The organism is Erwinia sp. AnSW2-5 (assembly GCF_045107195.1).
Classification (GTDB): domain Bacteria; phylum Pseudomonadota; class Gammaproteobacteria; order Enterobacterales; family Enterobacteriaceae; genus Erwinia.
The window spans coordinates 155864-174570 of record NZ_JBJGXA010000001.1 but is presented as its reverse complement, the minus strand read 5'-3'; the positions used below and the strand labels follow the sequence as shown (position 1 = coordinate 174570).

At 53.3% G+C, this 18707-nt stretch carries 19 protein-coding genes and 2 pseudogenes; 14 read left to right on the top strand and 7 right to left on the bottom strand.

The features are described 5' to 3' along the window. The first annotated feature begins 204 nt into the window (after nt 1-204). From ACFL9S_RS00760 to ACFL9S_RS00750, 3 genes and pseudogenes are all read left to right on the top strand, one after another. Nucleotides 205-1058: pseudogene (locus ACFL9S_RS00760) on the top strand (YPO3983 family protein). After that, the gene (locus tag ACFL9S_RS00755; RefSeq protein WP_405259709.1) at nt 1042-1509 is read left to right on the top strand and encodes a DUF943 family protein; all 468 of its coding nucleotides are present in this window, start codon (nt 1042-1044) and stop codon (nt 1507-1509) included. The pseudogene ACFL9S_RS00760 and the gene ACFL9S_RS00755 overlap by 17 nt, the downstream one beginning before the upstream one ends. A gap of 148 nt (nt 1510-1657) precedes the next feature. Further along, nucleotides 1658-2137, top strand: a pseudogene (locus tag ACFL9S_RS00750) (DUF943 family protein). A 90-nt stretch (nt 2138-2227) separates the two neighbouring features. On the opposite strand, the gene rtcR reads toward ACFL9S_RS00750, so the two are convergent. Further along, nucleotides 2228-3811, bottom strand: a complete 1584-nt coding sequence (gene rtcR, locus ACFL9S_RS00745; protein ID WP_405259708.1) for an RNA repair transcriptional activator RtcR — start codon at nt 3809-3811, stop codon at nt 2228-2230. Nucleotides 3812-4307: 496 nt separating this feature from the next. Between rtcR and ACFL9S_RS00740 the strand changes: the two genes are divergently transcribed. The 7 genes from ACFL9S_RS00740 (at nt 4308) to gorA (ending at nt 11111) form a co-directional block, all read left to right on the top strand. Next, the gene (locus ACFL9S_RS00740) at nt 4308-5441 is read left to right on the top strand and encodes a slipin family protein (protein WP_405259707.1); all 1134 of its coding nucleotides are present in this window, start codon (nt 4308-4310) and stop codon (nt 5439-5441) included. Nucleotides 5442-5443: 2 nt separating this feature from the next. Then, nucleotides 5444-6661 carry an RtcB family protein gene (locus ACFL9S_RS00735; RefSeq protein ID WP_405259706.1) on the top strand — a complete coding sequence of 406 codons (1218 nt, stop codon included), beginning with the start codon at nt 5444-5446 and terminating at the stop codon, nt 6659-6661. A gap of 12 nt (nt 6662-6673) precedes the next feature. Next, entirely contained in the window at nt 6674-7462 is a 789-nt protein-coding gene (locus ACFL9S_RS00730) for a nucleotidyltransferase domain-containing protein (RefSeq protein ID WP_405259705.1), read from the top strand. Between the two features lie 173 nt (nt 7463-7635). Further along, complete coding sequence (locus ACFL9S_RS00725) at nt 7636-8484, top strand: YPO3983 family protein (protein WP_405259941.1); 849 nt, start codon at nt 7636-7638, stop codon at nt 8482-8484. Then, complete coding sequence (locus ACFL9S_RS00720; RefSeq protein ID WP_405259704.1) at nt 8468-8932, top strand: DUF943 family protein; 465 nt, start codon at nt 8468-8470, stop codon at nt 8930-8932. Before ACFL9S_RS00725 ends, ACFL9S_RS00720 begins: the two co-directional genes overlap by 17 nt. Before the next feature lie 193 nt (nt 8933-9125). Continuing rightward, on the top strand, nt 9126-9590 hold the full coding sequence (locus ACFL9S_RS00715) for a DUF943 family protein (protein ID WP_405259703.1): 465 nt from the start codon (nt 9126-9128) through the stop codon (nt 9588-9590). A gap of 168 nt (nt 9591-9758) precedes the next feature. Then, a complete protein-coding gene (gorA, locus tag ACFL9S_RS00710) occupies nt 9759-11111 on the top strand; it encodes a glutathione-disulfide reductase (RefSeq protein WP_405259701.1) in 1353 nt (450 codons plus the stop codon). Nucleotides 11112-11180: 69 nt separating this feature from the next. On the opposite strand, the gene ACFL9S_RS00705 is transcribed toward gorA, so the two are convergent. The 3 genes from ACFL9S_RS00705 to ACFL9S_RS00695 form a co-directional block, all read right to left on the bottom strand. Continuing rightward, complete coding sequence (locus tag ACFL9S_RS00705) at nt 11181-12245, bottom strand: LacI family DNA-binding transcriptional regulator (protein ID WP_405259700.1); 1065 nt, start codon at nt 12243-12245, stop codon at nt 11181-11183. Between the two features lie 207 nt (nt 12246-12452). Beyond that, entirely contained in the window at nt 12453-12767 is a 315-nt protein-coding gene (gene sugE, locus ACFL9S_RS00700; RefSeq protein WP_405259699.1) for a quaternary ammonium compound efflux SMR transporter SugE, read from the bottom strand. 120 nt (nt 12768-12887) lie between these two features. Then, the gene (locus tag ACFL9S_RS00695; protein WP_405259697.1) at nt 12888-13733 is read right to left on the bottom strand and encodes a LysR family transcriptional regulator; all 846 of its coding nucleotides are present in this window, start codon (nt 13731-13733) and stop codon (nt 12888-12890) included. Nucleotides 13734-13821: 88 nt separating this feature from the next. Between ACFL9S_RS00695 and ACFL9S_RS00690 the strand changes: the two genes are divergently transcribed. From ACFL9S_RS00690 to ACFL9S_RS00680, 3 genes are read left to right on the top strand one after another with little or no spacing between them, the layout of a single operon-like run. Next, nucleotides 13822-14286: a RidA family protein gene (locus ACFL9S_RS00690; RefSeq protein ID WP_405259695.1), complete on the top strand. Its 465-nt coding sequence runs from the start codon at nt 13822-13824 to the stop codon at nt 14284-14286. 13 nt (nt 14287-14299) lie between these two features. Beyond that, nucleotides 14300-15460, top strand: a complete 1161-nt coding sequence (locus tag ACFL9S_RS00685; RefSeq protein ID WP_405259694.1) for an aminotransferase class V-fold PLP-dependent enzyme — start codon at nt 14300-14302, stop codon at nt 15458-15460. A 4-nt stretch (nt 15461-15464) separates the two neighbouring features. After that, on the top strand, nt 15465-16253 hold the full coding sequence (locus ACFL9S_RS00680; RefSeq protein ID WP_405259693.1) for an SDR family oxidoreductase: 789 nt from the start codon (nt 15465-15467) through the stop codon (nt 16251-16253). 156 nt (nt 16254-16409) lie between these two features. On the opposite strand, the gene ACFL9S_RS00675 is transcribed toward ACFL9S_RS00680, so the two are convergent. Next, a complete protein-coding gene (locus tag ACFL9S_RS00675; protein WP_405259692.1) occupies nt 16410-17282 on the bottom strand; it encodes an EamA family transporter in 873 nt (290 codons plus the stop codon). Nucleotides 17283-17344: 62 nt separating this feature from the next. Between ACFL9S_RS00675 and ACFL9S_RS00670 the strand changes: the two genes are divergently transcribed. After that, entirely contained in the window at nt 17345-17881 is a 537-nt protein-coding gene (locus ACFL9S_RS00670; protein ID WP_405259691.1) for a MarR family winged helix-turn-helix transcriptional regulator, read from the top strand. Nucleotides 17882-17953: 72 nt separating this feature from the next. Here the strand turns inward: ACFL9S_RS00670 and ACFL9S_RS00665 are convergent, their stop codons facing one another. Both ACFL9S_RS00665 and ACFL9S_RS00660 read right to left on the bottom strand, forming a co-directional pair. Next, the gene (locus tag ACFL9S_RS00665) at nt 17954-18283 is read right to left on the bottom strand and encodes a helix-turn-helix domain-containing protein (protein WP_405259690.1); all 330 of its coding nucleotides are present in this window, start codon (nt 18281-18283) and stop codon (nt 17954-17956) included. Beyond that, the gene (locus ACFL9S_RS00660; RefSeq protein WP_405259689.1) at nt 18276-18665 is read right to left on the bottom strand and encodes a type II toxin-antitoxin system RelE/ParE family toxin; all 390 of its coding nucleotides are present in this window, start codon (nt 18663-18665) and stop codon (nt 18276-18278) included. Before ACFL9S_RS00660 ends, ACFL9S_RS00665 begins: the two co-directional genes overlap by 8 nt. Nucleotides 18666-18707 lie beyond the last annotated feature (42 nt).

Sequence of the window (18707 nt, the reverse complement as noted above, 5' to 3'; positions counted from 1 at the left end):
GTTATTGTCCAGCGATCCACCTCACTTCAACGCGTCCAGTTTAACGCAAAATGTACCGAGACTGGTGTCGTCGCAAAATATCCATTTCCGCCAGCGGTGCTGACATCCGCTCCGCCGCCGCTTATTATTTCAGCGATAAAAATCATAACGGAAGATTTCACCCTCAGTCGTTCAAGACGGGTTTAACACAAGGAGAGTTTGAGCATGAACGCACTGCAATGGCCCTGCACGCTGTTCAAGACGCAAAAACGGATGGACGACTACCATGCCCCGGATATGCAATATGGCGATTTAACCCAGGAGCAGTTAAAGAAGAATTTTCTTCTGACAACCGTATCTGAACGGGTTGCCCCTTACGCGCTGAAGAAGATCACCGCGTTCAACCGGCCACAGTCGATGTTTGCTGGTTCCCGTCGCGAGGCAGATGGCGAGACAATTTCCCGTGGTGAATGCGCCCGCATTATGTTTGATGAATTCCGCTCGTTGTCCCATACATTTGCCATTTACGGTCCTTACAGACATCTATCGGCAACATGATCACCCATATGCAAAACGCGAACGGTGCTGCATTTACCAGTATGAGTCTGGATGCGGCGCTGAAGGATCATATATATCGGGATAAAACAAAAAACAGCACCCTTTTGAGAATAAAAGAGATTCTTAAAAAAAATATAGACTGGGAAAATAAATGCTATCCGCTAGAGTACAAAGAAGAGCTTAGAGAAATCATAGCATGGGGTAAATTACCTAAATTTGACCGACTCCAGGACATTTTTAATGGCATGAGCATCACCGTTCATGATACCTGGGCAACGCAGATCACGCTCAAAGCACTACAGATTGATAACGAGCGCTACCATGCGGTATTACATTACAAAGTGCAGGATCACTTCGGCCTGGATACTCTGGATATTTCCAAATCAAAATTTAAACAGTTTCATTTTTTCCGCCTTTGGTTTGTACTCCAGCGCTACAATAAATTTGGTTTTAAACCCTTTATGACGAACATGGAAGCCACTGTTGATATAGTAGGACGCCGCAATGAAATTAAAAAATAAGTTAACGATTTATGCTCTTTTAATTTTTGGCTGTGTTCTGATCAGTTACCTCATCTGGTCGTCGATGCGCCCTGTAGAAATTATCGCCATTCATAACAGAGGCAGTCATTTTAATTCTGTAATAGTAAAAAATTTTCCTTTTACAGATAGAGGTAAAATAGCATGGTGGTTAAAAAACAAGGAGATACTGAAGGGTAAATATAACATACCTAATCCTGGCCCAGATGGCACATTTTACCTTACTTTCTGGTTATTTGGAGATGGTTATAAAGAAGAGGGAAAGTACGACAGATTATGCTTTGAGGATATGAAAACAAAGAAAAATTGCATAGAAAAGGACATCGTTTTCTCAGTCGACAACAGTAGGAATATGGGAACCATGTTTGAGGCCTATGATGGCACTTATCGTTTGCAAAACAATGGCGAGATCGTGAAATATGTTGATGACTAGGAAATATGGTAAATTTATCTGCCAGCCCCAATAAAGAACGACATTAAACCATCCGCACAGGACAAGCCTGTGCGTTGATCAGAATCATCGTTAACGATTAAACAAGGAGCGTTTATGAAAAATACTCACAACATTACGGCAGCCCGTAATGAAAATAAACATTAAAAAAACCGTCTACACATTATTACTGGCGGGCGGTGTTCTACACGGTTGTTTCCTCTGGTATTCGCATCGCCCTGTAGAAATTGTTGCTGTTCATCATAGAAGTCGTAGCTTTAGTGATGTTCTTGTCAGAAATTTCCCTTTCACTGATAAAGGTAAAATAGAGTGGTAGCTAAATAACAAAGAGATGCTAAAGGAAAAATACAACATCCCTAACCCCGAGAAAGATGGCTATTTTTATCTTACATTTTGGTCATTTGGTGACGGTTATAAAGAAGAGGAAAAATATGACCGACTCTGCTTTGATGATATGAAAACGAAAGTGAACTGCATCGAAAAGGATCCGGTATTCTCTGTAAAAAATAGCAAAAACATGGGAACAATCTTCAAAGCCTATGATGGTACTTACCGTTTGCAAAACAATGGCGAGATCGTGAAGTATGTTTCTCACTCTGAAGCCTGGTGATCTCACCCAGCAGATTAACTGCCCCCCTTCAGCACACCGCACAGCCCCGGACTGCTCGCGCCGGGGCGGTTATCCTAAACACACTGACCATTAACGTTCCGGCATTTCACCCGACTTCACGCTGTCCCAGTCCAGGGCAAAACGCGCCAGATACTTGCGTAACCGGTCGGCATCATTGGGCTGCTTCTTCTGCTGTCGCGAAACGGCAAACAGCGTGCGCCCGGCCTCCGACAGAGAAGATGATGCCCGGCACACCCGCACCACCGTCTCCAGCTGACTGTGGTCAAACAGATCCAGCGTTTCTGGTACAACAACGGCAGGTTCCAGCTGCCAGGCAGTTCGCAGGCGGGCAATCTCCTCTTCCACCTGCGGCAGCTCAATGCGCCCGTTGTCTGCCAGCGTTGCCATGCGTGTTACCGAGGCGCTCAGCTCGCGGAAGTTACCGCGCCACACGGCGGCAGGCGCGCAGGCAAATTGCAGGTAACGCTGACGCGCCTGCGGCTCAAAACGGACCTGGGACTGCGCATTGCTGGCAAAACGTAGCAGCTCAAATTCCAGGTTAGGCTCAATATCTTCGCGCCGCGCCGCCAGCCCCGGCAGGGTAAAGCTCCACATATTGATGCGGGCGTAGAGATCCTCACGAAAGCGCCCTTCCGCCACCCACTGGCGCATATCGCGATGCGTCCCGGCAATCAGCTGAAAATCACTGCTTACCTCTTTATCCGCACCGAACGGCAGGAAGCGTTTCTCTTCAATGGCCTTCAGCAGCATCGCCTGCTCATCCAGCCCCAGCTCGGCAATTTCATCGAGAAATAACATCCCGCCGTCTGCTTCACGCAGCAGCCCGTTACGTGCCTGCAAGGCCCCGGTAAAGGCCCCTTTCACATGGCCGAACAGCGTCGACATGGCATTATCGCCGCGTAATGTCGCGCAGTTCACCGCCACCAGTCGACCGCTAACCCGGTGGCGCGACTGCCGCAGCTGATAAATCCGTTCAGCCAGAAACGATTTTCCCGCACCGGTCGGCCCGGTCAGCAACAGCGGCGCATCCGAGCGCAGCGCCACGCGTTCAATCTGGTCGATCAGGTTGTTAAAGGTCGCATTACGGGTGGAGATCCCGCCTTTCAGCAACGATACCGACTCCTGACGCTCGCGCATAAAGCGGCTGGTCAGCGTGGCATAACGGCTAAGATCGAGGTCGATCAGCGTATAAACACCCTCGGTTTTCCCGCTCTCCTGTTCACGCGGGGCAGGTGCGGTCTGCAGCAGGCGGGCTGGCAGGTAACGCGCCTCGGTCAGCAGGAACCAGCAGATCTGAACCACATGGGTGCCGGTGGTGATATGCACCAGATACTCTTCGTTCTCAGTATCAAAGGGATAATGGCGGGAAAAATCGAGCAGCGTGGTATAGACCTCTTCGAAATCCCAGGGGTCATTGAGCGTGATCTGATTCAGCCGGACCTCGGTGTCACCCGAGACCAGCGCCACATCTTCCGCCATCTGCTGCGCCATGGTCTGACGGTCAGGTTGATGCAGCAGTTCAAGGCGATCGATGGGCAGCTCAGGCTGCATACACAACCCCAGCGTGGGCCGCCATTTGTTCCAGCGGTTTTCCCGTTTGCCACGCTTATCCAGGGTGCTCCCCAGCATACCGATCACCACTCTGCGCTTCATGCCCTATCCCTTAATCGCAATATTTATCCCACAGGATAAATTCAGTGTTCATCTGCCGGCAATACCTTTTGCCCCTTAAAATATAAAATGATTAATAATCAATTATTTAAAAAATTATTTCCGCTTTTTATTCATCTGGCACGCTTCTGGCAATAGTTATCCCGTCAGCGTACTGGGATTGTACGGGTTATGAACCCCGCCGGCGCACCGGGAACGGATGACCGTTTTCCCGCAGGCGTTCCGCCAGTATTAAGACATTGAGCGAAGGGCACAGGGCCAGACCGGGTTCGACTCCCGACTTCGCACCTCTCTCCCAAGAGACGATTAGCAGTACCCCGGCTGTGCAGTCAGCAGCCCACCCGGAGCACCGGCTAACGCGTCGGGTCTGGGGCATCACCTCCGCGCCGCCGCCAGTTTCGGGTGCCGCTCAGATGCTCCCCCAGGCTTCACGCTGCTGCCCGCGCTCTGCGGTGCACCTTTAAATCAAGGAGATACTATGTTTAACAACATCAAAATACGGAAAGGCCATATCGCGTTGCTGGTAAAGAACGACGAATACCAACAGATTCTGCCCGCCGGGGAGTACCGCTTCCGCGACTGGCGACGTCAGCTCAAGGTGGCAACGTTTGAGCTGAACCAGCCGCTGGATAACACCCTGGCCGACTACCTGCAGCAGCACCATCCGCAGTGGGTGAATGAGTTCTGCCAGATCGTCGCAGTGCCTGAAACCTGCGTCGGGCTGCACTATAAAAATGACCTGCTGGTCGAGATCCTGCCGCCGGGAACACGCCGCCTGTGGTGGCTGAACGGCAGCGAACAGCGCGTCGATCTGCTGCCCACCGACGACGTGGCGATCCCGACGTCCATCGTTGCCAGCCTGATGCAGCCCCAGCTGCGCCAGCACGTGGTGGCCGGTCACGCCGGGGTGCTGCTGGCGCTGGTGCCCGCCTGGCATGTGGGGATCCTGAAGGTTGACGGCATCGCGCAGGCGCTACTGCCACCAGGCACTCGCGGCTACTGGCGCTTTAATCATCAGGTGGAAGTCGACGTGATGGATACCCGCGTACAGGCGCTGGAAGTCAGCGGCCAGGAGATCCTGACACGCGATAAAGTGAGCTTACGCATTAATCTGGCGGCCAACTGGCGTTACAGCGATGTGATGAACGCCTGCGCGCAACTGACCAAACCGCTGGAATACCTCTACCGTGAGTTACAGTTTGCGCTGCGGGAAGCAGTAGGTACGCGCAGCCTGGATGAGCTGCTGGAAAATAAGCAGGTGATTGATGAGCTGGTCAGCACGCAGATCCGCCAGAATGTTGCCGCCTTCGGGATGGAAGTGGTCTCCGTGGGCGTCAAAGACATCATCCTGCCGGGTGAAATGAAAACGATACTCTCCCGACTGGTAGAAGCAGAGAAATCCGCGCAGGCTAACGTGATCCGTCGGCGTGAAGAGACCGCCGCCACGCGTTCGCTGCTGAACACCGCCAAAGTGATGGAGAACAACCCGGTGGCACTGCGTCTGAAAGAGCTGGAAACCCTGGAAAGAGTGGCAGAGCGCATTGATAAAATCTCCGTGTTTGGCGGCCTGGACCAGGTGCTGAACGGACTGGTACAGATCAAAGGAAACTGACAATGAGTATGCAACAGCTGACCGCGCCGGGCGCGGCAATGATAAAAATGTGGACCGAGGGCGTGCCCGTCGATCCCAAAGCGCAGCAACAGCTGCTGAATACGGCACGGATGCCGTTTATCTATCGCCATCTGGCGGTGATGCCGGATGTACACGTCGGTAAAGGCTCGACCATCGGCAGTGTGATCCCGACTAAAGGGGCGATTATCCCGGCGGCGGTTGGCGTGGATATTGGCTGCGGCATGATGGCGGTGCGCACCTCGCTGATGGCCAGCGATCTACCGGATAATCTGTTCGGCATCCGCAGTGCCATTGAGCGCGCGGTGCCGCATGGCCGCAGCAGTGGCCGTTCACGTAACGACCGGGGGGCATGGAATACCCCCCCGCAGGCGGTGGATATCCACTGGCAGGTACTGGAAGCGGGCTTTAAACGCATCACCGATAAATACCCGGCGTTGCTGAAAACCAACCATTACCACCACCTCGGCACGCTGGGTACCGGCAACCACTTTATTGAGCTGTGTCTGGATGAAGCGCAGCGAGTCTGGGTGATGCTGCACAGCGGTTCACGCGGCGTGGGTAATGCCATCGGCAACCTGTTTATCACCCTTGCCAGGGAGGATATGCAGCAGCACATCGCTAATCTGCCGGACCGCGATCTGGCTTACTTCAGCGAAGGCAGCCAGCACTTTGCCGACTATATTGAGGCGGTGGAATGGGCGCAGGAATTTGCCCGTCACAACCGCCAGGTGATGATGCAGCAGACGCTGACGGCACTGGCGCTGGCGTTGTCGAAGCCGTTTATCGCCGAGGAACAGGCGGTAAATTGCCACCATAACTATGTGCAGCGTGAACAGCACTTTGGTGAAGACATCCTGGTGACCCGCAAAGGCGCAGTATCGGCACGTAAAGGCGAGATGGGGATTATTCCCGGATCGATGGGGGCAAAAAGCTTTATCGTGCGCGGGCTGGGCAATGAAGAGAGTTTCTGTTCATGCAGCCACGGTGCCGGGCGGGTCATGAGCCGTACCGAGGCGAAAAACCGCTTCACGGTGGCCGACCAGCAGCGCGCTACCGCCCACGTTGAGTGCCGCAAAGACAGCAACGTCATCGATGAGATCCCGATGGCCTATAAAGATATCGATGCCGTGATGGCCGCACAGGCCTCACTGGTGGAAATTGTGCATACGCTGCGTCAGGTGGTGTGTGTTAAAGGATAAGGAGCCACCCTGATGAAAATGGAAGAAGCAGTCAGTCCGGCGATGCGGGAGCGGGTACTGGCAGCGTTGAAAACTATCGAAGTGCGCGACAATGTGCGCGTGCTGTATGCCTGCGAGTCCGGCAGCCGGGGCTGGGGGTTTTCCTCTCCCGACAGTGACTACGATGTGCGCTTTATCTATGTGCATCAGCCCGAGTGGTATCTGCGCGTGGAGCCACCGCGTGATGTTATCGAACTGCCGATCGACAGCGAGCTGGATGTCTGCGGCTGGGAGCTGCGTAAAACACTGGGGCTGCTGAAAGCCGCCAACCCGACGCTGATGGAGTGGCTGGATTCACCCGTCATCTATCGTCAGCACCCTGAAACCGTGAAGGCGTTACGCGGGCTGGTACCCGATTTCTTCAGCGATCTGCGGGCGCGCTACCACTACCTGGCGATGGCGAAGAAGAACTTTCGCGGTTATCTACAGGGTGAACAGGTGCGGCTGAAAAAGTACTTTTACGTGCTGCGCCCGCTGCTGGCCGTGCAGTGGATTGAGGCTGGAAAAGGCGTGCCGCCGATGCGTTTTGATCAGTTGATGGCGGGAACGGTCAGTGACCCGCTGCTGCGGGCGGAGATCGCGGCATTACTGGAGCGTAAACGCCAGTCTGGCGAAGCCGAACACGGCCCACGCCGTGAACGCATCCATGCCTTTATTAAGCAGCAGCTGGCGCAGCAGGAACGCCCACCGCTACTCGATGCCACCCGCCGCGATGCCAGCGCGCTAAATCGCCTGCTGATGCAAACCGTGCTGACACCGTAATACAAACAGGCACAGGGCTTGCTCTGTGCCTGCCTCAACGTACGACCTTTTATGGACGCCCGCTGTGTTTACATAACACGTCATCACCGCTTATTATTTCACCGACGAAGACCGTCATGGACGATATACCCAGCATTATTTGGAAATGGGTATCACACAAGGAGCGTTTTATTATGACTGCACTCCCCTTACCCTGCACGCTGTTCACCACGCAAAACCGCATGGACGATCACAATGCCAAAGATATGCAATGTGGTGAACTGACGGCAGAACAGTTAAAAACACGTTTTCGTCTTAATCATGTCTCCGGACGAGTGGACCCTTTCACGCTGACAAAATTCACCACGTTTAACCGTTCATCGTCGATGTACAGGAACTCACATGGCGCGAGTGAAAAAATAAGTCGTCAGGAGTGTGCTCGCATTTTGTTTGATGAGTTCCGCGACTTATCCCGCACATTCTCTCTTTACGGCCCTTACAGACATCTGATCGGTCAGATGATCACGCATATGCAGAACGGCAACGGTGCGGCATTTACCAGTATGCATTTGGATGCAGCGCTGAAAGAGCAAATATTGAATGATAAGTCTAAAAATAGTACATACCTTATTTTAAAAGAAACATTTAGCTCAAAGATAGATTGGGAAAATAAATACTACCCATCAGAAAATAAGGATGAACTGCGAGACGCAATATCCAGGGTAAAGCTCCCTAAATTTGACAGATTTAAGGATAACATCAATGGTATGGGGATTACTGTCCACGATACCTGGGCAACGCATATAACACTAAAATCGCTACAGATTAATAACGATAGCTACCGTGCTGTAGTGCATTACAAAGTGCAGGATCACTTTGGTCTCGATAACGCTGATATTTTTAACACTAAATTCAAAGATTTTATTTTTTTCCGTATCTGGTTCGTTCTTCAGCGCTACGATAAATTCGGATTTAAACCTTTTATGACCAATATGGAAGCCACAGTTGAAATTACCGGAGGACGTAATGAGAGAAAAAAGTAAAAAAATAATATATACGCTGCTCTTTTCTGTCTGTATTATTTCTGGGTGCAGCATCTGGCTTTCATTGCGTCCAGTTGAAATAGTCTCAGTTCATAAGAAAAATAATTATAGTGACATCCTGGTAAAAACCTTTCCACTCACAGAGAAAGGAAGAATCAATTGGTGGATGGAAAATAAATCAAAATTAAAATTAAAATACGGCATCCCCACTCCAAATGAAGATGGGTCATTCACTGTAATATTCTGGAATTTTGGCGAAGGATACAAAGAAACAGATGGTTATGATCTTCTCTGCTTTGAGGACATGAAAACAAAAATTAACTGTATTGATAAAGACTCTATGATGATGGTGAAATACAGTATAAATACGGGTCTATATTTTCGTATGGACAGTGGAATATATTATTTAAAAGACAACGGTGGCATGATAAAGAAAAAATACGAATAGACGAGATGCCAGCATGCTGAACTACTTGCTGATGTAAACCGTTCTGTTTACAAAATAGCCCGCGATTGTTTATTATTTCTCCGATAACAATCATCAAGGAAGACATACCCAAATCATTTTAAACGGGTATCACACAAGGAGCATTTTATTATGGACAACATGGAAGCACCAATCGGAATTAATGGAGGGCGTAATGAAATTAACCATTAGGAAAACCATTTATACCTTTCTACTTTTAGCCGTTACATTGCATGCGGGCTTACTCTGGTGGTCCCAGCGGCCAGTGGATATTGTTGCAGTTCATAAAAACGGTAGCCATAGTTATGTTTTAGTAAAAAACTTCCCTTTTCTGGATAAAGAAAAAATCACTTGGTGGTTAAAAAATAAAGCCATGTTGAAAGAAAAATATAACATTCCCAACCCAGAGAAAGATGGTTTTTACTCCGTGATCTTTTGGGATTTTGGCGAGGGTTATAAAGAAACGGATGGCTATGACCGACTCTGTTTTGATGATATGACGACAAACATCAACTGCATTGATAAAGAAAAGTATTTTACCGTCTGGAATGGTAAGAACAATAATATTTCATTTGGCGTTCATGATGGTGAGTATTTCATTAAGGAAAATGGTGACATGATAAAAAGAAAATACGAATAGATGATGCACCAGCACGCTGAACCCTCTGCTGATGTCGTCAGCCATCCCAGGCACGGGGCTTGCTCTGTACCTTCCCTATCACAATCATAGACGCAATCTTTGGGGGTTTTCCCCTTGTGGCGTTACACTCTACGCCAGCTGATTTAACTCACTTAACCGGAAGACTCGATGACCAGACATTATGACTACCTTGCCATCGGCGGCGGCAGCGGCGGTATCGCCTCCATTAACCGTGCGGCCATGTATGGCCAGAAATGCGCGATAATCGAAGCGAAAGATCTCGGCGGCACCTGCGTTAACGTTGGCTGCGTACCGAAGAAAGTGATGTGGCATGCGGCACAGATTGCCGAAGCTATCCATAACTACGGCCCGGACTACGGCTTCGATACCACCGTGAACCAGTTTAACTGGGACGTGCTGCTGAAAAACCGCAGCGCCTATATCGACCGTATCCACACCTCGTACGACAACGTACTGGGTAAAAACAATGTTGACGTGATCAAAGGTTATGCCCGTTTCGTTGACGCGCACACTGTTGAAGTCAACGGCGAGAAGATCACCGCCGACCATATTCTGATCGCCACCGGCGGCCGCCCAAGCCAGCCAACCATTCCAGGCGCGGAACACGGCATTAACTCCGATGGCTTCTTTGAGCTGCAGGCCCTGCCGAAACGCACTGCGGTTGTCGGTGCGGGATATATCGCCGTAGAAATTGCGGGCGTTCTGAACGCGCTGGGTTCTGAAACCCATCTGTACGTGCGTAAACATGCGCCGCTGCGTAGCTTCGATCCGCTGATTGTCGACACGCTGGTTGAAGTGATGAACACCGAAGGCCCAACGCTGCACACCGAATCCATCCCGAAAGCGGTGGTGAAGAACGCTGACGGCAGCCTGACCTTGCAGCTGGAAAACGGCAAAGAGCAGACGGTTGACTGCCTGGTGTGGGCGATTGGTCGTGAGCCAATGACCGACAACCTGAACCTTGACGTGACCGGCGTGAAGCTGAACGAAAAAGGTTACATCAGCGTTGATAAGTACCAGAACACCAACGTGAAGGGCATCTTCGCCGTCGGTGATAACACGGGCGCGGTCGAGCTGACGCCAGTGGCGGTTGCCGCAGGTCGTCGCCTGTCCGAACGCCTGTTTAACAACAAGCCGGACGAGCATCTGGACTACAGCAATGTGCCCACCGTGGTGTTCAGCCACCCGCCAATCGGCACCGTGGGCCTGAGCGAGCCGGAAGCACGCGAGAAGTTTGGTGATGACCAGGTGAAAGTGTACAAATCATCATTCACAGCGATGTACACCGCCGTGACCCAGCACCGCCAGCCGTGCCGCATGAAGCTGGTGTGTGTGGGCGCTGATGAGAAAATCGTCGGCATCCACGGCATCGGTTACGGTATGGACGAGATGTTGCAGGGCTTTGCAGTCGCACTGAAAATGGGCGCGACGAAGAAAGACTTCGACAATACCGTGGCGATCCACCCGACCGGTTCGGAAGAGTTTGTGACGATGCGCTGATCCCTTTAGCGGATAAGTGCGACAAAAAAACCATGACGTTACGTCATGGTTTTTTTTCGTCTGTCGGTGTCAGCTGCGGCAGGCACAGCCGCACTGGGCCATTTCGCCATGCACTTCGCGGCTGAGGTGTGAATGGCGGATTTTCAGTTCGCCTTTGCGCCAGGCACCCTTTTCATCCGCGCGATTGTCGAGCAGGCGGTTCAGCGCTTCGGCAATCTGCAAGTCGCAGCGCTGCGCCCAGGTGGTCAGATTCCACATGGAAGAGCGGGCTTCACCTACGTCATCAAAGCCCACGACGCCGATATGCGTACCCTGGCCGAAGTCGCGAATGGCCTGCATGGCACCAAAAGCCAGCACGTCATTTTCGCAGAACAGCGCATCCACGCGCTCAGAAGCCCAGGTATTTTTCAGGTAGGTCATCATCGTCTGATAGGCCATTTCCCGATCGCAGTGACCCGCCACCAGCACTTTATTAAGCGTTTTATCCGCAGCATCCAGACTGGCAGCATAGCCCTCCATGCGCAGCAGATGGGTTGACGACGTCTCGTGACCTTTCATATAGCCAAAACGATGATAGCCCTGCGACAGCAGCAAACGACCGATTTCGGCACCGGCCGCATAACCGTCCACGCTCACCACGTCCACATCGGCACTGTCGGTGCCGCGGCACACGTGAATGCTGGGGATCGGGTGCAACTCGTCCACGGCAACAACCAGTTCATCGCTGGAAATGGTGGCAAGGAACAGCAAAGCATCGACCTGCAACTGTCCGGCCATTTGCAGTACTGACTGGTAGTTCGCGTCCGAGTCCACATTCAGCAGCAGCGCCATAGAGCCACGCTCATTCAGCTGACGCGTCACTTCGTTGAGCATTTTCAGGGTATGAGGATTGCTAAACTCATCGGCCACCACGCCAATAATATGGGTTCTGCGCGGCTTCAGGCTGTGCGCCAGCAGGCCAGGCCGAGAGCCGGTTTTTTTCGCCGTAGCCAGCACGCCTTCGCGAGCCAGAGGGGAAATGGAGACATCCGGTTTGAACGCCCGCAGTACGGTCCATTTAGAGGCCCCGGCCAGTTCTGCCACTTCACTGGCCGTCGCTTTCTGAGTCTGTTTCTCTTTCACTGTATTTTTCATGATGAGTTAAATGCCTGTACTCCGGTGGCTGAACCTGTTGCCAACAGAATAGAGTAATCTCGCTACAGCCAAAAGTACGAGGTAGCGGATGTGTGATTCCCTGCGACTTTATCTCTCCCTTTACCGTCAACATGTTATGACAACGAAACAGGCCAGCGATCGCTGGCCTGTTTTTTTAACGGAACGAATTAAATTAATTCAGGGAGATCAGGAAGAAATTTTCATCAGCACCAGGCCTGAAATTATCAGTACCGCCGCCAGAATACGCATCGTATTGGCCGGTTCCCCAAGAAAGAAAATCCCTATCGCGAACGCACCCACAGCACCGATGCCGGTCCAGATAGTATAAGCCGTCCCCAATGGCAGCGAACGCATAGCATACGCCAGGCAGCCAAAACTGATGAGCATACCGCCGATAGTCATAATGGAAGGCCAGAGTCTGGAGAAGCCATGCGACTCTTTCATCGCCGCAGACCAGACAATTTCAAAAATACCTGCGATGGTCAGAATTAACCAAGCCATAACACACTCCGGTGTTAGCAAGCGGGTCGTCCCGAATCATTCCTGGCAGATGAGGTCGTCCTCAACAGGTTAGACGCATAGTCTATAGGGATTTAATATCGGGTGGCAATCACCGTTTCATCAATAGCCGCTGCGCAGAAACATCGCTAACGCCTCCACTATTGGCGGGGGATTGTCACACAGATAAACACCGAACTCCGCACAGGGCGCAGTCGGCAGGCCACATCGCCCCTCAATATTTTCGCAATCCGCTGGCACCCCTTCCTGTAGCAATAACCCAATACCCAACCCGGCCCGCAGGGCAGAAATCATGGCAGAGAAGGTGGAAACCCGGCAGCCGACCTCCCAGGGAATGCCGGCTTCAGCAAGAGACGCGATCATTTTATCCTGCCAGGAACAGGTGCCATCGAAGAGAATAAATGGCAGTGGCGCGGCATCATCAAACACCATCATCCGACTGGCACACCACACCAGTTCTCTGGATATATAGCTTTTGGCAGCCTGGGTAAAACGTGCCGGATCGCCCACCACAATATCGCTACGCCCTTCTTTCAGCGAACGTGCCAGTCCCTCTGAATAGGAGGATGTCAGCTCAATATCGACGGAGGGATGATGCCGTCTGAATTCGGCGATAGCCGCAGGAAGGCGGGTGACCGCCAGGTCCTCCACCATGCCAAGACGTACACGTCCCACCAGCTTTTTCCCGGCCAGATGCCTTTGCATATCATCCGATAACGCGATCATCTTCCGCGCATAAGCCAGCACCACCTCACCCGGCTCCGTCAGTACGACTCCGCGCGATGTCCGGGTCACCAGCTTCACATCGAGGTCTTTCTCCATCTTCTGCAACTGCATACTGACAGCCGCCTGCGTCCGGGCCAGCCGATCTGCCGCTTGACTGATTACGCCAGCCTCTGCAATGGCGATAAACATTTTCAGTGACCTGAGATCCACGTCGATAGCCATAAAAAAACCTTATACCGAGACAATAATTATCAGGATACATGAGGTTCAGACCCAATGCTAAGATGCCGAAAAAAGCGAAGGAGTTCTGATGTCACTGTATAAACAAAAGCTGCAATCCTGCGGCGTAGCATGGCCCGCACTGTCTCGCCCCGACCTGCCATTTGCGCCGACAAAACGCGTGGGCGATGTCCTGTATGTCTCCGGTCAGATCCCGGAAATCCTCAATGACATTCCTTATGTCGGGAAAGTGGGCGCTGAAATAGATACCGATACTGCGCTGCACTGTGCACGCCTCTGCGCGGCAAACATCATTTACTGGGTTGAGCAGGCGCTTGAGGGCGATCTGGATCGGGTGGTAGAACTCGCAAAACTCACCGTCTTTATCAATGCGGCCCCCGGTTTCAGCGCCTTCTCACAGATTGGTAACGGTGCGTCCGAAGTGATGAATACGGTGTTCGGTGCTCGCGGTGAACATGCGCGTTCTGCACTCGGCATGGCGGGATTACCGGCCAATGTCCCCGTTGAAGTCGAAGCGATTTTCTACGTTCGCTGACAGGAGGCCCTCCGTGCCATTGGTTCATTTTAATCACAGCGGTGCCGGGATCACCTCGCCCGAAACACACCAGACCATCATCGACCACCTGCAAAGTGAAAGAGATCATGGCCCGATGGAGGCAGGTGCCAGGGTCGCAGACAGGCTGACGAAAAGCTACGACTCCGCCGCGCATCTGCTGGGATGTACACCGCAGGAGATCGCCTTTGGCACCGGCCACGGCCAGCTTTACGCGGACATTATCGCGGCGATTCCGCTGGCCGCCGGGGATAAAATCCTCGTCAGTCGCCAGGAATGGACGGGCAATTTACTGTGCCTGCAACAGGCGGCCACGCTGAGTGGAGCCACGCTGTCACTGATGCCCGCTGACAGTTCCACGGCGGTGGATGTTGCCGCGATCTCTGCGGTACTGACGCCGGAGGTACGCATTGTCGCGCTCACCTGGATTGGTGCCAGCAGCGCACTGATCAACCCCGCCGCCGCGCTGGGGAAAGCGATCAGGGAAAGTGGCTCACCGGCCCTGTTTATCATTGATGCCAGCCAGGCCGTTGGGCAACTTGACGTCAACGTGGCGGAAATCGGTTGTGATGCCCTCGTCACCTGCGGACGAAAATATCTGCGCGGCCCGCGTGGTACGGCTCTCGCTTATCTCTCACCCCGTCTGACGGCCCAGCTCGTTCCACGCAAGATCGATAACTTTTCAGCCCGCTGGCTGGCTGGAGACGTGCAGGTCGCGAACAGCGCCCGGGCGGTCGAGGTTGCCGAAGGTGCCGTTGCGCTCAGGCTGGGTCTGGCGACGGCGATAGATCAGGCGCTGGCGCTGGGCCTGGGCAACATCAGGAAAACGCTGCATGCCCGGGCCTCTGCGTTGCGTGACGCGCTTGCCTCTCTGCCCCATGTTCATCTGCTCGATCTGGGTCATGAGAAGGCCGCCTTCGTGACTTTTACGGTTGACGGGTTTTCTTGTGCCACCGTGAAGCAGCATCTTGCCGGGCAGGGTATCACCCTGGGTGTTAACGGCCCGGAGTACACCCCTTACGATCTGAACATGCGCGGTATCACTGAGCTACTGCGTGCTTCTGTACACCTTAATACCACCGATCGGGATATTGCCATGCTGGCAGACGCCTTACGCACGCTGGCTGGCAACGCCGCCGACGCACAACAGGAGTGATGATATGAACAGCATTCAACACAAGCGCACCGCTCTGGTGCTGGGCGGTAGTCGGGGGCTTGGCCTTGGCGTGGCTGCGGCACTGGTTCAGCGCGGTATCGACGTGGCTCTGGTCGGGCGCGATGTTTCCGCGCTCCATGCCGCCGGGGAGCATCTGGCCGGGCATCCCGGATCGGTCACCCTCTTTGCCTGTGATTTGCAGGACAGCGACAGCGTTTCCCGTCTGCTGGCTGACGTCAGCCAGCGTCTGAACAGCATTGATATCATCCTGTTGAATGGTGGTGGTCCGCCGCCGTTTGCCGCCTCGGGGTTTGATGAAGCACTCTGGCAGACACAGTTTACAGCGATGTTTCTCAGCCAGGTCAGGATAGCGACTCACTTTCTTCCGGCCATGCGTCAGCGCGGTTTTGGCAGGGTCCTCGCGGTTTCCTCAACCAGCATTCGTGAACCGATTGCCGACCTGACGGCATCGAATGCCCTGAGATCGGCGCTGGCCGCCTGGGCAAAAACCCTGGCAGCCGAGGTGGCCCGCGAAGGCGTGACGGTCAATGTGGTGTTACCCGGCCGTTTTGCCACGGAACGCACCACGCGCCTGGATGCTATGGATGCGGAGGATCGCGGCGTTGATCGTGCCGTCATTGCCGCAGAAAGCCAGCAACAGATCCCCGTCGGCCGTTATGGCACAGTGGAAGAATTTGGCACCGTTGTTGCATTCCTGGCGAGTGAAGACGCCGGGTATATTACCGGCATCGCCCTCCCTGTCGATGGTGGCCTGAGCCGATCAATGCTCTAATAGAATATTATCGTTTTATGCAGTGTGCGGCATAGTAAGCGGTTCAGCCGCTGGCGATAATTAAGCAGCACTGGCCATCTTCTTACTCAGCCCCGGCCTTCTCCCAAGGGTCAGAAAATCCATCCTGAGATGGCCGTCAGGAAAGGAGAACCGCGCTTAACGGGCGCGCGTAGTTGTCCACTGCACGGCAAACACGCTGCCCAGCACCACCACCAACCCCAGTAATGCGGTCCCGGTGATGGATTGCCCCAGCAACGCCCAGCCCAGCACTACCGCAGCCAGCGGGCTTAGCAAGCCCAGCGAGGCAACCGCGACCGTCGGCAAGCGGGCAACCCCGCGGAACCAAAGTGAATAAGCAAGCAGTGCCCCAGCCAGGCTGAGATAGCTGTAGGCGGCCCACTGCGTCAGCGTCAGTACAGGCAGCGGCGCATCGATCTGCCACGCTACGGGCGCCAGCATCACCCCGCCAATCACTAACTGCCAGCCGGTGAGTGACAGCACCGGAAGATCCACTCGCCAGCGGCGCGTCAGCCAGACGCCGGTCGCCATGCAGGCTGCCCCCAACAACGCCGCTGCCATACCGAGCGGTTCGAACACTGTCTGTGGCGAGAGCAGCAGCACGCCCATTCCCACCACCCCGGCCACCGCCGACCACAGTGTGGCCAGTGCCGGTGAGCGACGATCCACCGCCCAGACCAGCACCATCACCAGCAAGGGCTGGATGGCGCCCAGCACCGCTGCCAGGCCACCGGGCAGGCGGTAGGCCGCGACAAACAGCAGCGCCTGGAAAACACCAATGTTTAAGGCACTGAGCACGATCAAACGCCACACGTCACGCCGGGCGGGCATCTGTCGCGTGAACAGCAGCAGCAACAGGCCAGCGGGCAACACGCGGATTAATGCCGCCGTGAATGGCCGATCGGGCGGCAGCAGCTCCGAAGTCACAATATAGGTGGAGCCCCAGATAGCCGGAGCCAGGGCCGTCAGCAAAACATCGCGCCAGTAGCGCAGGGAGGGTGTAGTGTTCATGACATTACCTTCAATTCAAGATATTATGATTCTGTTGATCAACTATCTTGAAGTCAAGACAAATGAATAATCGAACTCCTCAAGCGCCGCGTGATGCGGTCGATATCATCCTCGGACAATGGCGGCGCGAACGCCCCGATCTGGATACCAGCCCGATGGGACCGATCGGACGTATCAAGCGTTGTGCCATCCTGCTTGAGCAGCAGTTGGAAGTGGGTTTTGCCCGCTTTGATTTAGTAAGCTGGGAGTTCGATATGCTGGCAACTCTGCGGCGTTCTGGTGCGCCTTATTGCCTAAGCCCAACCGCACTATTCTCCACATTGATGGTGACATCGGGCACCATGACGCATCGCCTGAAGCGGCTGGAAACCCGTGGGCTGATATTGCGCACAGCCAGCCAGCAAGATGCACGCAGCACCCTGGTGCAGCTCACGCCCGAGGGGCTGGAACTGATCGAACGCGCCGTGGGGCCGCATGTTGAGAACGAACGTCAGATGCTATCGGTGTTGCCTGCGGAGGTGCTGGCGAGTCTTGATGCGTCTCTCTCTCAGCTGATGCAGGCGTTAGAGGGGAGTGTTGATAAGGTGGAAAAAGCGTAATGAACAGGGCCGTTAACGGCCCTGAAAGTCATATGGGAAGAGCGCTCACCATCTTAAGAAGAAGCCCGAATGCTATTCTGCAAAAACTTCCGGCCCTTTAGTTTCAATGGTATTCAAAATACGTAGCGCGGCGTTACCGGGCTGACTTTCATTACGTTCCCATTTGGACACACTTTCTATCGACATGCCCAGGGTCATCGCCAGATCGGCCTGAGAAAGGCCATAACGGATACGAAGGCTTTTGATTTGTACCCCATCCATACTACGAATTTTGGGCAATCGCTCGCGCAACTGGCGCGCTTTCATGCGCGCATCCACGCGAGCGACAGTTTCATCAGAGACTACGCCCAGTTTGTTATAACGATTCGCCATGCCCTGAAGGCGCTTCAAACGTTCAGTCATCGCAATTTACCTCAATAAGTTCTTTCACTTTAATAAGCTGTTGCCTGAGATGATCGCTCATTTTCAAAAAATCTTGAGCCACATCGCAATAGGATTCTATCTCATCCACTTCCAGTTCTTTTCCCTTCTTTTTAGACAGCTCACTTTTCACATATATGTCGAAAAAAAAGAGGTGTTCACCATGAGAGAAAAAAATGATTGAGCGAGCACCATCACTGGCACCGCTACCAGCAACACCAATACGTTTCTTATACACGCTGCGGCCTAAATGGCCATCGTGAGCACCATTTCTGACGAGTTCTGCGGCCTTGCAGAGTTTCTGGTCACTAATACGAAAACGCTTTCTTTCTTGATCAAACTCCGGCGTCATATAGGTCGGCATAGTCCTTTACCCGATAAAAAACCCGTAACCAGGACTATAGTC

Coding starts and splice junctions, on each gene's coding strand:
- ACFL9S_RS00675 (WP_405259692.1), bottom strand. CDS start 17,282: ATGAACACTACACCCTCCCTGCGCTACTGGCGCGATGTTTTGCTGACG.
- ACFL9S_RS00670 (WP_405259691.1), top strand. CDS start 17,345: ATGAATAATCGAACTCCTCAAGCGCCGCGTGATGCGGTCGATATCATC.
- ACFL9S_RS00660 (WP_405259689.1), bottom strand. CDS start 18,665: ATGCCGACCTATATGACGCCGGAGTTTGATCAAGAAAGAAAGCGTTTT.
- gorA (WP_405259701.1), top strand. CDS start 9,759: ATGACCAGACATTATGACTACCTTGCCATCGGCGGCGGCAGCGGCGGT.
- ACFL9S_RS00725 (WP_405259941.1), top strand. CDS start 7,636: ATGACTGCACTCCCCTTACCCTGCACGCTGTTCACCACGCAAAACCGC.
- ACFL9S_RS00755 (WP_405259709.1), top strand. CDS start 1,042: ATGAAATTAAAAAATAAGTTAACGATTTATGCTCTTTTAATTTTTGGC.
- ACFL9S_RS00680 (WP_405259693.1), top strand. CDS start 15,465: ATGAACAGCATTCAACACAAGCGCACCGCTCTGGTGCTGGGCGGTAGT.
- ACFL9S_RS00735 (WP_405259706.1), top strand. CDS start 5,444: ATGAGTATGCAACAGCTGACCGCGCCGGGCGCGGCAATGATAAAAATG.
- ACFL9S_RS00740 (WP_405259707.1), top strand. CDS start 4,308: ATGTTTAACAACATCAAAATACGGAAAGGCCATATCGCGTTGCTGGTA.
- ACFL9S_RS00665 (WP_405259690.1), bottom strand. CDS start 18,283: ATGACTGAACGTTTGAAGCGCCTTCAGGGCATGGCGAATCGTTATAAC.
- rtcR (WP_405259708.1), bottom strand. CDS start 3,811: ATGAAGCGCAGAGTGGTGATCGGTATGCTGGGGAGCACCCTGGATAAG.
- ACFL9S_RS00730 (WP_405259705.1), top strand. CDS start 6,674: ATGAAAATGGAAGAAGCAGTCAGTCCGGCGATGCGGGAGCGGGTACTG.
- ACFL9S_RS00720 (WP_405259704.1), top strand. CDS start 8,468: ATGAGAGAAAAAAGTAAAAAAATAATATATACGCTGCTCTTTTCTGTC.
- ACFL9S_RS00695 (WP_405259697.1), bottom strand. CDS start 13,733: ATGGCTATCGACGTGGATCTCAGGTCACTGAAAATGTTTATCGCCATT.
- ACFL9S_RS00705 (WP_405259700.1), bottom strand. CDS start 12,245: ATGAAAAATACAGTGAAAGAGAAACAGACTCAGAAAGCGACGGCCAGT.
- sugE (WP_405259699.1), bottom strand. CDS start 12,767: ATGGCTTGGTTAATTCTGACCATCGCAGGTATTTTTGAAATTGTCTGG.
- ACFL9S_RS00690 (WP_405259695.1), top strand. CDS start 13,822: ATGTCACTGTATAAACAAAAGCTGCAATCCTGCGGCGTAGCATGGCCC.
- ACFL9S_RS00715 (WP_405259703.1), top strand. CDS start 9,126: ATGAAATTAACCATTAGGAAAACCATTTATACCTTTCTACTTTTAGCC.